The sequence below is a fragment of the Paenibacillus sp. JMULE4 genome, from assembly GCF_013337105.1.
GTDB classification, from domain to species: Bacteria; Bacillota; Bacilli; order Paenibacillales; family NBRC-103111; genus Paenibacillus_G; species Paenibacillus_G naphthalenovorans.
Genome location: NZ_SGWF01000011.1, coordinates 624,218 through 638,561 on the forward strand (window position 1 = coordinate 624,218; position 14,344 = coordinate 638,561).

Annotated in this window: 12 protein-coding genes and 1 pseudogene; 12 read left to right on the plus strand and 1 reads right to left on the minus strand. The window is 50.0% G+C overall.

Annotated elements, in window-relative coordinates; genetic code table 11:
* The first annotated feature begins 47 nt into the window (after positions 1–47).
* From ubiB to EXW96_RS08285, 12 genes and pseudogenes are all read left to right on the plus strand, one after another.
* Positions 48–1,724, plus strand: coding sequence for a 2-polyprenylphenol 6-hydroxylase (gene ubiB, locus EXW96_RS08230; protein ID WP_174350312.1), 1,677 nt, complete (start codon positions 48–50; stop codon positions 1,722–1,724).
* Positions 1,725–1,948: 224 nt separating this feature from the next.
* On the plus strand, positions 1,949–3,037 hold the full coding sequence (locus tag EXW96_RS08235) for an endospore germination permease (protein ID WP_074726757.1): 1,089 nt from the start codon (positions 1,949–1,951) through the stop codon (positions 3,035–3,037).
* Positions 3,038–3,062: 25 nt separating this feature from the next.
* Positions 3,063–4,616, plus strand: a complete 1,554-nt coding sequence (locus EXW96_RS08240) for a spore germination protein (RefSeq protein ID WP_174350436.1) — start codon at positions 3,063–3,065, stop codon at positions 4,614–4,616.
* Positions 4,613–5,761, plus strand: coding sequence for a Ger(x)C family spore germination protein (locus tag EXW96_RS08245; protein ID WP_309225043.1), 1,149 nt, complete (start codon positions 4,613–4,615; stop codon positions 5,759–5,761). Before EXW96_RS08240 ends, EXW96_RS08245 begins: the two co-directional genes overlap by 4 nt.
* A gap of 363 nt (positions 5,762–6,124) precedes the next feature.
* On the plus strand, positions 6,125–6,712 hold the full coding sequence (ssuE, locus tag EXW96_RS08250) for an NADPH-dependent FMN reductase (protein WP_174350313.1): 588 nt from the start codon (positions 6,125–6,127) through the stop codon (positions 6,710–6,712).
* A 36-nt stretch (positions 6,713–6,748) separates the two neighbouring features.
* Positions 6,749–7,735 (plus strand): sulfonate ABC transporter substrate-binding protein, encoded by a 987-nt coding sequence (locus tag EXW96_RS08255; protein WP_174350314.1) that lies wholly within the window; start codon positions 6,749–6,751, stop codon positions 7,733–7,735.
* A gap of 23 nt (positions 7,736–7,758) precedes the next feature.
* Complete coding sequence (ssuD, locus tag EXW96_RS08260; RefSeq protein ID WP_062408967.1) at positions 7,759–8,970, plus strand: FMNH2-dependent alkanesulfonate monooxygenase; 1,212 nt, start codon at positions 7,759–7,761, stop codon at positions 8,968–8,970.
* Entirely contained in the window at positions 8,924–9,721 is a 798-nt protein-coding gene (gene ssuC, locus EXW96_RS08265) for an aliphatic sulfonate ABC transporter permease SsuC (RefSeq protein ID WP_054817722.1), read from the plus strand. The genes ssuD and ssuC overlap by 47 nt, the downstream gene beginning before the upstream one ends.
* Positions 9,722–9,750: 29 nt before the next feature.
* Complete coding sequence (locus EXW96_RS08270) at positions 9,751–10,524, plus strand: ATP-binding cassette domain-containing protein (RefSeq protein WP_054817784.1); 774 nt, start codon at positions 9,751–9,753, stop codon at positions 10,522–10,524.
* 193 nt (positions 10,525–10,717) lie between these two features.
* Positions 10,718–11,065: a hypothetical protein gene (locus EXW96_RS08275; RefSeq protein WP_174350315.1), complete on the plus strand. Its 348-nt coding sequence runs from the start codon at positions 10,718–10,720 to the stop codon at positions 11,063–11,065.
* A gap of 249 nt (positions 11,066–11,314) precedes the next feature.
* The gene (sfnG, locus tag EXW96_RS08280; RefSeq protein ID WP_062408965.1) at positions 11,315–12,391 is read left to right on the plus strand and encodes a dimethylsulfone monooxygenase SfnG; all 1,077 of its coding nucleotides are present in this window, start codon (positions 11,315–11,317) and stop codon (positions 12,389–12,391) included.
* A 21-nt stretch (positions 12,392–12,412) separates the two neighbouring features.
* Positions 12,413–13,623 (plus strand): annotated as a pseudogene (locus EXW96_RS08285) (acyl-CoA dehydrogenase family protein).
* Between the two features lie 80 nt (positions 13,624–13,703).
* Here EXW96_RS08285 and EXW96_RS08290 read toward each other — a convergent pair.
* Positions 13,704–14,315, minus strand: coding sequence for a ferrochelatase (locus EXW96_RS08290; RefSeq protein WP_254611282.1), 612 nt, complete (start codon positions 14,313–14,315; stop codon positions 13,704–13,706).
* Positions 14,316–14,344: the final 29 nt, after the last annotated feature.

Consider the following 14,344-nt stretch of genomic DNA (forward strand, 5'->3'; position numbering starts at 1 on the left):
TAAGGGGGCCCATTCAAGGCCCCCCGGCTGTTAAAGGGGACGTATGGATGATTGGAAAAAGGATGCGCCATATCAGTCGATATCGGGATATTGCCATTGCTTTGATTCGTCATGGATTTGGAATCGTGGTAGAGGAAATCGGTTTTGCTCAGTTTCTCTCTCTTCCCCAGAGAATGTTCTTCGAACCGAAGAAAAAGGATCCAAAATCCGTTGGCGAACGGATCAGGCTCGTTCTGCAGGAATTGGGACCCACTTTCGTGAAATTGGGGCAAATCGCAAGTACGCGTCCCGACTTGCTTCCTGAAGAGATCATCCGTGAATTGGAAAAATTACAGGACCGGGTCCCTCCTTTTTCATTTCAGGAAGTGCGCGGCATTATTCAGGAGGAATTGGCGGACGAACCGGATAACATTTTTCAACATTTTGAAGATACTCCGTTGGCTGCTGCGTCTATAGGACAAGTCCACCAGGCTGTTTTGCGATCCGGCGAAAAAGTAGCGGTCAAAGTCCAGCGTCCGAATATCGCCAGTGTGATTGAAACGGATTTGGAAATTCTTCAGGATTTGGCGGCTCTTGCTGAACATCGTCTGGAATGGGCGGCCAGATATCAAATTCGGATTATGGTGGATGAATTCTCCAAGTCCCTTCGGGCAGAACTCGATTATACGATGGAAAGCCGCAATGCGGAGAAAATCGCAAAACAATTCGGCAATGACCCTGCCATTTATGTTCCCAAAGTATTTTTGGAATATTCCGCCAAGAAAGTATTGACCATGGAATACGTTGACGGAGTAAAGCTCAATGAGCCGGATAAACTGAAACAGTACGGCTACAACCCGAAAAATCTGGCGGAACGTCTTGCCAAGGCGATTTTTCACCAAATTTTTAATAACGGTTTTTTCCATGGGGATCCTCATCCCGGAAATGTGCTCGTATTACCGGGTGAAGTGATCGCGTTTATCGATTTTGGCATGGTAGGACGGCTTAGTCCCGAGATGAAATACCATTTTTCTTCTTTGGTCATTGCTTTGATGCGTCAAAGTACAGACGGGGTCATAAAAGCCATCCTTCGCATGGGATTGGTGCCGGATGATGTGAATATGGCGCAGCTGCGCGGCGATGTAGAACAATTGAGGGAGAAGTATTACGGTGTCCCGTTAAGTCAAATCAGTCTCGGAGAGGCCGTCAACGACCTGTTTCGCACAGCGTTTCGGCACTCCATCCGGATCCCCCCAGACTTGACGTTATTGGGGAAGACATTGCTGACGGTTGAAGGCGTTGTTGAAAAACTGGATCCCGCGTTTCGCATCTTCGACATTGCGGAGCCCATTGGGCGTCAATTGTTAAAGGAACGATTGCATCCCAAAAGTGTATCGGTAACGGTATGGAATCGTGTTTCCGATTACGGGGAACTGCTGCTGGATCTTCCCAAACACATGAAAGAAGTAACCTCTTTGATCAAACAGGGGAGACTTCGGCTTGAGATCGCTGTCCCTGAACTGGATCTTTTCTTAAAGAAATTGGATCGGATCAGCAACCGGTTGTCTTTTAGTATTGTTTTGTTATCCTTCAGTATTATTATGGTAGGTGTGATTATCGGTTCTTCTCTGGGCAGACAATCCACCTTGCTCTGGCAATTTCCGGCGATTGAAATGGGTTTGGGATTGGCGATGATCATGTTTTTGTGGCTGTTATATTCGATTTTTAAGTCAGGGAGATTTTAAGGCTCCGGGCCTCGGGGCTGATGGTTGGAGCAAAAAAGGGAGCACAGTTCCTGGCACAACGCCTTGCGCCATTCAGGTCATAGGTCCATATGATGAAGAAAATTGTCAGACCGGTTTTGGGGTCTGGCATTTTTTTTATTTTTTGGCGCCGCGAGATCCGCCATCAGGAATTTTTTGTTTATACAGGGTGAAATGGGAAACAATAATAAGGAAAATATAGAAAAGTGGTGATCACTATCGCATCGGCTAACAACAAGATATCGCTGCTTCAAGGATATATGCTGATCCTGATAGCCATCGGTATTCTGAATCACGTGATCATTATCCCACTATTGCTAACGGTCTCCCATAGAGATTCATGGGTTAGTGTTTTGGTCGTCTTGGCTATATCCCCGGTTTGGGTCGCGTGTTTGTCCTACATTATCAAGGACATGAACGGGGTACCGCTCAAATCTTGGCTGTACCGGCACTTTGGAAGGCTATTATCATGCTTCTTGTTAATTTTGATCAGTGTCTATGTGTTCGCCATGGGCACGCTTTGCCTCAAAGACACCATAACATGGACCATTGCCTCTTATTTGCCGCAAACACCGGTTTTGGCATTAGTATTAGCGGGAGTGATCTGCAATTTATTTGCTGCGAAAGCCGGATTGCGCTCGATTGCGATCGTAACCGGCATTTTGCTCCCTTTTGTGATCATACTCGGTGATTTTGTCATGTCAGCCAATTTCAAGTACAAGGATTACAGCCTGCTGTTTCCGGTTATGGAGTTTGGGACGGCACCCATATGGAAAGGCCTCTTTTATGCTGCGGGGGGGCTTTTAGAAATGATGGGCATTCTTTTTTTTCAGGAGCACTTAACCAAGCGCCCGCGATTCGGCAATCTCATGCTGGTCCTCGTATTGCTAACAGGTCTGATTCTGGGTCCGTTGACGGGTTCCATCGCCATTTTTGGACCCAATGAGGCGGCAGAACAGCGTTATCCCGCTTTTGAACAGTGGCGTATGGTCCAATTGGGACAGTATATTGCGCATCTTGATTTTTTCTCCATCTACCAGTGGCTCTCCGGAACATTTATTCGTGTCACACTGGCCCTTTTTGTTCTGGTCGACATATGGAAACCGAATAAGCCATTGCCATGGCTGATACTCACCGCCATACTGATGATCGGGGCTGTCCTTCTGCCTTTCAGTGATGCTGAGTTTCTGGAATTTCTTGGTAAAGTGTATTTTCCGTTGTCGGTCTATGTCGTTTTGGGATTAACGGCGTTGTTTGTAACAAAAATTTGGATATCCAACAGAATAAGAAGGTGAAATGACGGTGTTTAAAGAGTGGTTTATGAAACGGCTTCTAAGAGGATCGCACGGTTCGACACAGTCCCCGAACCAAGAACACAATCCAGCTTCCAAACCATCCTCAAACCTAACGTTTGAACCCGCCGATACCGATACGATTTTAGCTTTTTTCCAACGTTGCGCCGATGTCAAGCATCATATATACACTTTGAATGCAAATGATGACCGTTCATCCGTTTTATTCGTCTACTGTGAAGGTTTGAGCGATAGCCAGCAAATGATTCATGAGTTGGTGCTGCCTCGTTTGCAGCGTTTTTATGAAATATACGGCTTTACGGAAGTCGAGTGGCTGATATCGGCGAGTCAACTTCATCTGGAGCTTTTACCGGATCATGATTGGCAGCGGAAAGCGGCCCAAAATGTGTTTGAAGGCAATCTGCTCATGCATATCCCCGCACTTGGGGTCACTGGTACGGTTAATATTGCCGACTTGCCGACGAGAAAGCCGGAAGAATCGAATTTGGAGGTTTCCATCAGGGGACCGAGGGACGGTTTTGTGGAAGATTTGGTCACCAATGTCGCGCTGATCCGCAAGCGGATTAAATCTCCTTCGTTGGCCTATGATTCGCTAGTCGTCGGTGAACGCACGCAGACGAGAGTCGGATTGATGTACGTGTATGATATAGCCGATCCGAAAATCATACAGGACGTGAAACAACGGATTCAAAAAATTACCATCGACGGCATTTTCAGCGCGACGCAATTGGAGGAGCTCATATCGCCGGCCAAGGCATGGTTTCCCTTAATGGCGTATACCGGCAGGCCGGATTTTGCAGTCAATTGTTTGCTGAATGGACGATTTGTCCTGCTGGTGGACGGAACTCCGGCGGCTTTGGTTGCTCCTGCTAATTTAATGCTTCTGGTCAAGACGCCGGAGGACATCCATTATACAGCATTATCCTCGACATTCGGACAATCACTCCGGTTATTGGGATTGGTTGTGTCTCTTATGCTGCCGGGGCTCTGGGTTTCATTGCTCGCTTATCATCACGATCAAATTCCGTTCTACCTGCTGGCCACTCTTACGATCAACCGGCTCGGTATTCCGCTATCGGTAACCATAGAAATGTTCCTTGCTCTGCTCTTTCTTGAAATATTGCGTGAGGCGGGTGTTCGTCTTCCGTCCACTGTCGGTTCGACGCTTACCGTCGTCGGAGGGCTTATCCTCGGAGATGCCGCCATTCGAGCCGGCATTTTGTCTCCGGGGATTGTTGTGATCGGCGCGCTGACTCATGTATTCGGCGCAACGTTGACCAATCAGGCATTGAGCGGGACGGTAAGCATATTAAGATTCATGTTTTTCTGTTTTGCCGCATTGTTCGGGTTATATGGTTTTTTTCTCGGTATTTTTATCTTGCTGGTTCACTTGTCGACACTTCACTCTTTCGGTGTTCCTTATTTGGCTCCATTGTCTCCTCCCTTTTTCAAGGACCTGCCGAATGCGCTGTTCCGATTGCCTTGGGTGTGGAAGAAGCGGCGTCCAAAGATGCTCAATATTCTCGATGATACGAGTAGTCAAGGAGAAGATAAGAAGTGAAGGGATTGAAGCTATTTACTGTGGTGATGGTACTGCTGACCATCACCACCGGCTGTTGGAACATCCGGGAAGTCCAGGACATGAACTATGCAACGGCCATTGGGTTTGATTACAGCGGCGGAAAATGCATCATGTATGTGCAGTTGCTGGATTTTTCCAGTGTAGCCCAGTTGGAAGGTCAGCAAAAACTGTCGGAAGGGCCTGTATGGGTCGGGAAAGGAACAGGGAAATCGTTTACGGAAGCAGCTAACAGTTTATATTCAACGTCGCAAAAAAAATTGCTTTGGGGCCATGTTTCAGCGATTGTATTCAGCGAACGAATTTTGAAGCAAAACAAATACCGGGATGTATTGGAATTGCTCGACCGATTTAGGGAATTCCGTTATTTGGTATGGGCGTTCAGCACCAGGGAATCGATTGAAGACATTTTTAACATTACTCCATTTTTTAAAGAGTCCCCGAAAATGTCCATTTTGCACAGTCCGGAAGAACAATACCGGCAAATCTCGATCATTAAGCCGGTCAGGCTGTATCAATTTATCACGTCTCTGAAAGAGGATGCGCGAATTAGCTACCTGGCTTCTCTTCGGATTGTGGAGGACCAATGGAAAGAAAGCGGGAAAGCACATCCGCTGTTAGAGTATGAAGGCATGCACGTCTTTCAGAAAGATCGGTACCGGGGACATATGGATTTGAATGATTTGCAGGGATTGCCCTGGATGAACGAAAAAACGGTTCGGGCGCCGCTTTATCTCTTTCGCGGGAACTCATTGGCCGCTGTGTTGGTCATGGAGAAACCGGAGGTGCAGATCACGCCTTCAGTTCAACCCGGCGGCTATTTTGACGTTACGGTAATACTGCAGGCAGGGGTCAATGAAATGCATCAGGAAATGACCAAGCGGGAACTGATCAGCTTGGCAGAACAGAAGATCGAGGAACAAATCCGTCATACCTACCGGCAAGGGTTTGAGCGGAAGGTGGATGTATACAATCTGAGCGAGCCGTTGTTTCGGCGCAATCCATCGGAATGGCACCGGCTTGCGGACGAGGATCAATTTTTGTTGCGCGAAGATTCTTTGCGCAGCGTCCGCGTTATTGTCGAATTGACCAATACGGGACGGTATAAATTCAACCCCGGCATGTAAGGGTCCAAACCGATATGAATCCAGCTTGCCCCAATGCCCTTCCCGGCTCCGTTGCCGGCCATGCCTTTTGGTTGACGGGAAGAGTTTTGGGCAAACGGGGAGTTTTGGCGAAAATCGTTCCCGGAAGCGGGTGCGATTGAACTGAACAAGCAAAAAAAGCGCATATTCATTCGGAAAAAATGCAGAAAAGAAAAAATCATTGACAGATGAAGTGTTCCAGTGGTAAAATTATTCTTATTAAGAAATCCAAGTATTCATATAGGATTTATCCACCGGACAGCCGGAGATGACATTCCTTGAACGTATGGAGGGGTGCGTCTCCTTTTTTGCGTTCGCTGAAAAAACATAATGGAGGGGTATTGGATGGCTAAACAGAATTTGAAGATCGCAATCATTGTCGGGAGCCCGAACAAGGTATCGAGGTTGAATGGACTTACCCGGTTTGTTGAGGAGAAGTTGCAGGCCTCAGGGAACGTTCAATTGAACTGGGTTCAGGTGACCGAGCTGCCCCCCGATGACTTGATTTACGCAAGATTCGACAGCCAGGATGTGCGTCTCGCGAACGAGAAGGTTCAAGAAGCCGATGCGGTGATTGTAGCGAGCCCGGTATATAAAGCTTCGTACACGGGAGTTTTAAAGACGTACCTGGACTTGCTGCCGCAGGGTGCGCTTGAGGGCAAGATTGTGCTCCCTTTGTTTATCGGCGGTACAATTTCCCATCTGCTATCGATCGATTATGCGTTGAAGCCGGTTTTGGCCGCTTTGGGCGCAAGACATGTGCTTGGCGGCGTATTTGCAGTCGATAGCTGGGTCACGAAAACCGAGCAAGGCGGTTACGAATTGGAAGAGGAATTAAAGTCTCGTCTTGAAAACTCGGTTGCAGAGCTGATTCGGGAGACTGCATGGAGAATTGAGAGAAAACGGGAGTCTGAGAACGCGGTTAAGGCCTAAATATCGCCACTGCATTGGGAGTGTGAAAATCATATCATGATACGGAAAATTGTAATAGCTGTGGCTTTAATCGCGTTTGCATTAGCGCTTCCCGCTTGCGGCAGCGTGGAGAAACCTGCGGTTTCTACAAACGATAATGGTGGTAATAGCGGCGACCAGGCGAAGGTTATCAGGATTGGCTATCAGAAATACGGCACGATGAATTTTTTGAGGGCGAAAGGGGTTCTGGAAGAAAGGCTTGGAAAAGAAGGCGTGAAGGTCGAATGGACCGAGTTTCCCGGAGGCCCGCAGCTTCTTGAGGCGCTGAATGTCGGCAGCATCAATATCGGACATACCGGCGAAGCCCCGCCGATTTTCGCCCAGGCAGCCGGCGCGCCTCTCGTCTATTTGGCGCATGAGCCGCCGAGTCCGCAAGGCGAAGCGATTCTGGTGCCGCAAGGCTCTCCGATCAAATCGGTTGCCGATCTCAAAGGGAAAAAGGTAGCGCTCAATAAAGGCTCTAATGTCCACTATTTGCTGGTGGTGCTGCTGGAGAAGGCCGGCCTTCAATATAAAGATGTGGAGACGGTATTCCTTCCGCCGGCGGATGCCAGAGTAGCGTTCGAGAGAGGAAGCGTGGATGCATGGGTCATCTGGGATCCGTTCCTGGCAGCGGCTCAAACGGCTACGAAAGGAACCATTTTGGCTGACGGTACGGGTGTTGTAAGCAATCATGAATTTTATTTGGCCTCCCGTAGCTTTGTCGAGAAAAACCCTGATCTTACTGCTATACTGCTTGAAGAACTGGACAAGGTAGATGAATGGGCGAAGACGAACTTGAAGGAGCTTACGGAGCTGTTGTCCGCTCAGCTTGGCATCGACGTTCCGTCGCTGGAGCTGGCTTCCGGACGACGCGAATATGGCGTGCAGCAAATCAGTGAGGAGGTCATCGCCGAGCAGCAGCGGATTGCGGATACGTTCGAGAAGCTCGGACTTATTCCGAAGCCCATTCAAGTCAAAGATGCGGTTTTAAAGAATAAATAAAAAAGCGGTATGGAGGGATTTCAATGGAAGTGTTTTGGTTTATTCCGACGCATGGGGACAGCCGGTATCTGGGGACGACCAAGGGCGCACGTGCAGTCGATTTTCAGTATATGAAGCAGATTGCGGAAGCGGCGGACCGTCTTGGTTTCGGAGGTGTTCTTCTGCCGACAGGCAAGTCTTGCGAGGATGCTTGGGTAACGGCATCTTCCCTGATCTCTTCGACCGAGAAGCTGAAGTTTCTTGTAGCGGTCCGTCCGGGGCTGATGTCTCCGACTTTGGCGGCGCGCATGGCGTCCACCTTCGACCGCATCTCCGGCGGCAGGCTTCTTATTAATATAGTGGCGGGAGGAGACCCGGTAGAGCTTGCCGGAGATGGATTGTTCCTCGATCATGATGGCCGTTACGACTTGACCGATGAATTTCTGCATATTTGGCGGAAGGAGCTTTTGGGCGAGGAAGTCGACTTTGAGGGTACCCACCTGCGTGTCAACGGAGCCAAGGTGGTTTACCCGACGATCCAGAAGCCGTATCCTCCGCTCTACTTTGGCGGCTCCTCGCCAGCCGGCCAAAAGGTGGCGGCCGAGCATGTCGATGTATATTTGAGCTGGGGCGAGCCTCCGCAGCAGGTAAAGGAGAAGATTGAACACGTTCGGGAGCTTGCCGCCAAACAGGGCAGAACGATCCGCTTCGGCATCCGGCTGCACGTGATTGTACGCGAAACGAACGAGGAAGCCTGGAAAGCGGCGAACGAGCTTATCCAATATGTCGATGACGCGACGATTGAAGCGGCGCAAAAAATATTCGAGCGCTTTGATTCCGAAGGGCAGAAGCGCATGGCGCAGCTTCATCGCGGCAGCCGTGCATCTCTGGAAATCAGCCCGAACCTGTGGGCAGGAATCGGTCTTGTCAGGGGAGGCGCCGGGACGGCCCTCGTCGGCGACCCTGAAACGGTTGCCGAACGGATGAAAGAATACGCGGAGCTAGGCATCGAAACGTTCATCCTGTCCGGATATCCGCATCTTGAGGAGGCGTACAGGACGGCGGAGCTGTTGTTCCCGCTGCTGCCTCTTGACCGGCCTCAGGGCACGTCGGAAAGGCAAGGATATGTCAGTCCGTTCGGCGAATTGATCGCCAATAACGAGCTTCCGGGTGAGGTCGCGGGAAACCGTGCGAAAGAGGTGGCGGAATATGCAGGGAAAAAGAACAGTCAGCCTCCTGCGAAAGTGGCAAAATAAATCGTGGTTTGTCTGGATCGTTCCGGCTGCGCTTGTCATTCTATGGCAAATTCTAGGGCAATTAGGAATCATTTCTACACGCATACTGCCGACTCCGGTTGCTGTGGTGAAATCGTTGTTTACTTTGATCGGTAACGGAATGCTCTTTGATTATATTGGAACAAGCACAACCCGTGCGTTGATCGGTTTCGCCATCGGCGGCGGTATAGGGTTAATACTCGGCCTGTTGAACGGCATTGTTCCTCTGGCCGAGAAGCTGATTGACACATCGGTCCAGATGATCCGCAACATTCCGCATCTGGCGCTTATTCCGCTCGTCATCCTCTGGTTCGGCATCGGTGAAGCGGCGAAGCTGTTTCTGGTTGCACTTGGCGTTGCATTCCCGATCTACTTGAATACGTTCCACGGGATCCGTACGGTGGATCCGGGGCTGATTGAGATGGGGAGGGTGTATGGTTTACGGGGGCTGCCGCTCTTCTGGAAAGTCATTCTCCCGGGGGCGCTTCCTTCGATTCTTGTCGGTGTTCGTTTCTCGTTGGGCATCATGTGGATCTCTCTCATTGTGGCGGAGACGATTTCCGCCGATTCGGGAATCGGCTATATGGCGATGAACGCCCGCGAATTTATGCAAATGGATATCGTCGTGCTTAGCATTATCCTGTACGCACTGCTTGGCAAGCTGTCCGATTCGATCGCGAAGTATTTCGAAGGATTATTCCTTCAGTGGCATCCGAACTATCGGAAGGGATAAGCAAGGATTGGAAAGGAAGGAGAATGATCATGAAAACTGGAGTGCTGGGCTCTCACTTGGCCATCAACGACGTGAGCAAGCGGTTTGGCGACGTGAGGGTGCTGGAGAAGCTGAACCTGAACATCAAGTCCGGCGAATTTATCGCGATTGTGGGACGGAGCGGCTGCGGCAAGAGTACTCTGCTTCGTCTGGTGGCAGGTTTGGATGAGCCGACGGAAGGAACGCTGCTGCTGGATAAGAAGGAAATCACGGGTATTGATCCGGATACGAGGGTTCTGTTTCAGGACGCAAGGCTGCTGCCTTGGAAGAAAGTGCTGGAGAACGTTCGGATCGGTGTACGAGACGGAAATAAGGAGCGCGCTTTGGAGGCCCTCCGGATGGTAGGGCTGGAGGATAAAGCGAACGAATGGCCGGGTGTGCTGTCAGGCGGGCAGCGCCAGAGAGTAGCGCTTGCGAGAGCGTTGGCGGGAAACCCACGGCTGCTCCTTCTTGACGAACCGTTAGGAGCATTGGACGCGTTGACACGCATCGACATGCAGGATTTGATTGAGAAGCTGTGGCAAAAACAGAGGTTCTCTGCCATTCTTGTAACCCACGACGTGAGCGAGGCGGTGGCGCTTGCCGATCGTGTTGTATTGATGAAAGACGGAGCCATCGCGCTCGATGTCGCCATTACGCTTCCTCGGCCGAGGGAGCGGGATAGCGGCTTCGCCTATTTTGAAAAGCTGATTTTGGACCGCGTTATGGAGCGTGATACGAGTTTGGAGCAAGAAGCGCAGTTGAAGGTCTCGTATTCTATTTAAATAAAGATAAATTCGAGGAGATGTGAGAGGATTTAGCTCAACGGCAGCATCGGGGAGATCCGATTCGGGCTGTGGCATTTCTCTAATTGGAAACCAATAAGGTGAAAAGCACGAAGCCGGTGTGAGAGATGTTGGGAATACTGGAAAAGGAGAAAATGATTGCAAATGGTCCTTTTGAAAGAAGGGGAAGTGGATGGAGTACCCGCAGCAAACCGTAGTACGTATCTCGAATGAAAAGTTAACCATGCAGGTAAAGGAGGAATCCCCGGTTAACTGGCCGGATCTGATGTTTATGGGGTACTGCTGCGAGTCTTTCCAAATCAATCGGGGGATCTATAATACGGCGGAGATCTGGTTGTACCGCAGAGGCTTTACGGATATTCGGGCAAGAAGAACCATACTGCTTCGTTTCTTTACCTATGCCGTCAGCCGCGTTCAAAAGGATAGTAATAAGAAGTTTATCCGATTTGGCAGCGGAGGGTTGACGGAATGCCTGGAGGCGTTTATGCAAAGCGTATCGAACAAAGTAGGGCCATCATAAGGAAGTAAAAGCTTAATGCTGCTGTATACAACCCGAATACGACCGGAAAACCGGAGGCGAACCACAGGAAGTGGAGAGCCTCCTTTTTATTTAGCCGACAATAGAGATTGTTCCATTTGCAGAATTTGGGAAGCATTATGATTTGACGAAAGGTCGGGGACACAACAAATATGCCGTTTTCGTGATAAAGCCATCAGCCACGGGCAGGTCCCCTGTCTTTATAAAACATTTGCGGAAAGAGGGATTAGCATGTCATTAAAATTCGCCTATTGGGTACCCAATGTAAGCGGAGGATTGGTCATTTCCAAGATTCCTCAAAAAACGGGCTGGACGTTTGAGGACAATGCGAGATATGCCAAACAGGCGGAAGAAGCGGGCTTCGAATACGCATTGCTTCAGACCCGGTTTATCGCCAGTTATGGAGCCGAAAATCAATTGGAAGCCATTACTCTCGCATCGGCTTTGGCAGCCGTCACCACGAAACTGAAGCTGATTGCCGCCGTTCTTCCGGGGCTGTGGCATCCAGGTCCGATCGCTAAGGCCATCTCCACGCTAGATGAGATCAGTAAAGGTCGTGCGGCGGTTAATGTCGTCAGCGGGTGGTTTAAGGGAGAATTTTACGGCTACGGGGAACCATGGCTGGATCATGACGAGCGTTACCGCCGATCCGAGGAGTTTATCAGGGTGCTGAAGCAATTATGGACGGAAGAGGAAACGAGCTTCCGGGGCGATTTTTACAGAATCAACGGGGCTCCGCTCAAACCGAAGCCCGAGGTCCTCCCGCCGGTGTTCCAGGGCGGTAATTCGTTCGCCGCGCGCCAAATGGCAGCCCGTGTTTCGGACTGGTATTTCATGAACGGCAATACGGCAGACGGCTTCCGGAAACAAATCGCTGAAGTGAATCAGCTGGCCGCCGAACATCAGCGGAGGCTGAAATTCGGAGTCAATGCCTTTGTCATAGTAAGGGATACGGAGGAAGAAGCGAAGCGAGTGCTGCGGGATATTATCCGTTACGCGGATGAAGAAGCGGTAGAAGGATTTCGGAGTCAGGTTCAATTCGCCGGCAAGGCTTCTCCTGAAAGGGAGGGAATGTGGGCAAACTCTAATTTTGACGATTTGGTACAATATAACGACGGTTTTAAGACAGGCTTGATCGGAACGGCCGAACAGGTCGCAGACCGCATCATTGAGCTGAAAAAAATCGGTGTCAACCTCATCCTTACCGGGTTCTTGCATTACGATGAAGATATTCGTATTTTTGGAGAGAAGGTCATTCCGCTTGTCAGAGCAAAGGAAGCCGCACTTCTGAGCGCTGCTGCTCAATAATACAATCATGGAGAGGAGTGAATGGAGTTGAGTATTCAAGCCAATACCTTGGATCAGAGATTCGATTATGATACGATTCGTAGACAAATCCGTGAATTCGTCGAGACGGACATCAAACCGAGAGCGGAAACGATCGATCGGGAAGGGGCTTTTCCCAGAGAGAACCTTCTGGCGCTTGCGGAAGCGGGTTGGAACAGTGTGTTAATCCCTGAGCAATGGGGTGGTCAGGGACTTGATCACGTGGCCTTCGCCATTGCTACGGAAGAAATCGCAAAAGGGTGTGCGTCAACGTCACTTGTATATGTAATGCATGTAGGCGCGGTGCAGACGATCGTTTTATACGGGAACGACGACCAAAAGGAAAGATGGTTGAAGCCCGTTCGCCAGGGAAGGATCGGAACGTATTCGACAAGCGAAAAAGCTTCCGGGGGCCACTGGTGGTATAATTTCAGCGAAGCCGCCCGTGATGGAGAGGACTACATTATAAACGCTGAAAAATCGTTCACAACAAGCGCGGGTCAAGCCGATTTCTACATCTTCCAAACCAAATCCCCCGGCGCGCAAACGCCGACGGACGTCAGCTTTTTTATCGTGGACGGCAAGCTTCCGGGAATCAACGCCGGCGTTTGGGACGCATTGGGGGTTAGAGGAAACCACAGCGGTCCGATAAAGTACGACGGCGTCCGGATTCGCCCGGAAGATAAACTGGGCTTGGAGGGACAAGGTCGCGAAATTTTAGAAAGCGGCGTTTCACCCGTTTACCTCATCGGCCTCGGTTCGACGTGGTTGGGGTAGCTGAGGCTGCGTTGGAATCGGCTGTTGACTATGTGAAAGCAATGGTGCATCGCGATTTTAATAAAAGACTGGCGGATTACCAAGTCATTCGCCAGCAACTTGCCGAGGTCAAGGTATTAATTGAAAGTTTGAAGCCGTGGCAGCTTTCCCTGGCTAAACAATTAGACGCACTTCAAGCACAAGGGCGGCAGCAGGTTGAACTGCTTCTGCCGCTGGTCGAATTTAAAATTCATGCGGCCGAGGTTGCGAACAAAGCGGCGAAAGCGGCGTTGGACGTAACCGGCGGCTATGGTTACAAACGAGGCATATTTGAAAGACTTTACCGCGATGCCAGGGCGGGGATTGCCATGGGACCATCGAATAATATTGCTCGCGAATGGATTGGAAAAGCTCTGGTAGGATTGCCTCTCGAATTGTGGTACGAGGGAGGGGATTAACGTTCAATAAACCGTGCTCGATTGAATCATTCTTTCATGTATCATTGCTGCAAGCGCATCAATATAATCAGCGGAATCGTTCAGAAATTCGGTGGAAACAAACTCCAATCCGCAAGCTTCGCTTTAAGCCGGCTATTGATTCTGCAATCGAATATCGCCTCGACATTTTCCGTTAAAGATAACAAGTCGCAGACGACAACAGCTTTGCCGCCTTCCTGTGCCACTTCCTCCATCCTGTCAAACACATCCGGTTTCAGCCATGTCTGGGGTGCAGGACCTGCGCTTCGATAGGCAAGCATCCAATGTTGGCAGGATGCTTGATCTGCTACGGCCTTAGCCAGTTCAGAGAATGCTTGAATAAATTCGATATTTGCTTGCGGTGAACCAGGCTGACTGTGCGCAGTAAACAAAACGGTTGCCTTTGAACGGTTCGTCGATGATAGCCATTGATGGGCCGTTCGAAGGCGAAGGCTGATCGCTTCCACCAGATTTGGAAACAGGTGCCAATCATTGATTTCGATAACCGGAATATTCGCTCCGATGGCAGCAAGCGCTTTTCTGACGCGGAGATGGTAGGCTGCGGTTCCGCTTCTTGAGTAAAGCGGTGACATCGGAAGCGAGTACAGACGGGTAACCCCATCCGCGACGATTTGACGAATGGTTTCGTCAACAAACGGCGGTGTATGTTTCATTGTGGGTCGGCAACCCCGATCGAACGAAA

Bases quoted from the DNA above. Each gene is read 5' to 3' on its own strand.
- ubiB (WP_174350312.1), top strand. From the start codon at position 48: ATGATTGGAAAAAGGATGCGCCATATCAGTCGATATCGGGATATTGCC.
- EXW96_RS08240 (WP_174350436.1), top strand. From the start codon at position 3,063: ATGAAACGGCTTCTAAGAGGATCGCACGGTTCGACACAGTCCCCGAAC.
- ssuE (WP_174350313.1), top strand. From the start codon at position 6,125: ATGGCTAAACAGAATTTGAAGATCGCAATCATTGTCGGGAGCCCGAAC.
- EXW96_RS08255 (WP_174350314.1), top strand. From the start codon at position 6,749: ATGATACGGAAAATTGTAATAGCTGTGGCTTTAATCGCGTTTGCATTA.
- ssuD (WP_062408967.1), top strand. From the start codon at position 7,759: ATGGAAGTGTTTTGGTTTATTCCGACGCATGGGGACAGCCGGTATCTG.
- ssuC (WP_054817722.1), top strand. From the start codon at position 8,924: ATGCAGGGAAAAAGAACAGTCAGCCTCCTGCGAAAGTGGCAAAATAAA.
- EXW96_RS08270 (WP_054817784.1), top strand. From the start codon at position 9,751: ATGAAAACTGGAGTGCTGGGCTCTCACTTGGCCATCAACGACGTGAGC.
- EXW96_RS08275 (WP_174350315.1), top strand. From the start codon at position 10,718: ATGGAGTACCCGCAGCAAACCGTAGTACGTATCTCGAATGAAAAGTTA.
- sfnG (WP_062408965.1), top strand. From the start codon at position 11,315: ATGTCATTAAAATTCGCCTATTGGGTACCCAATGTAAGCGGAGGATTG.
- EXW96_RS08290 (WP_254611282.1), bottom strand. From the start codon at position 14,315: ATGAAACATACACCGCCGTTTGTTGACGAAACCATTCGTCAAATCGTC.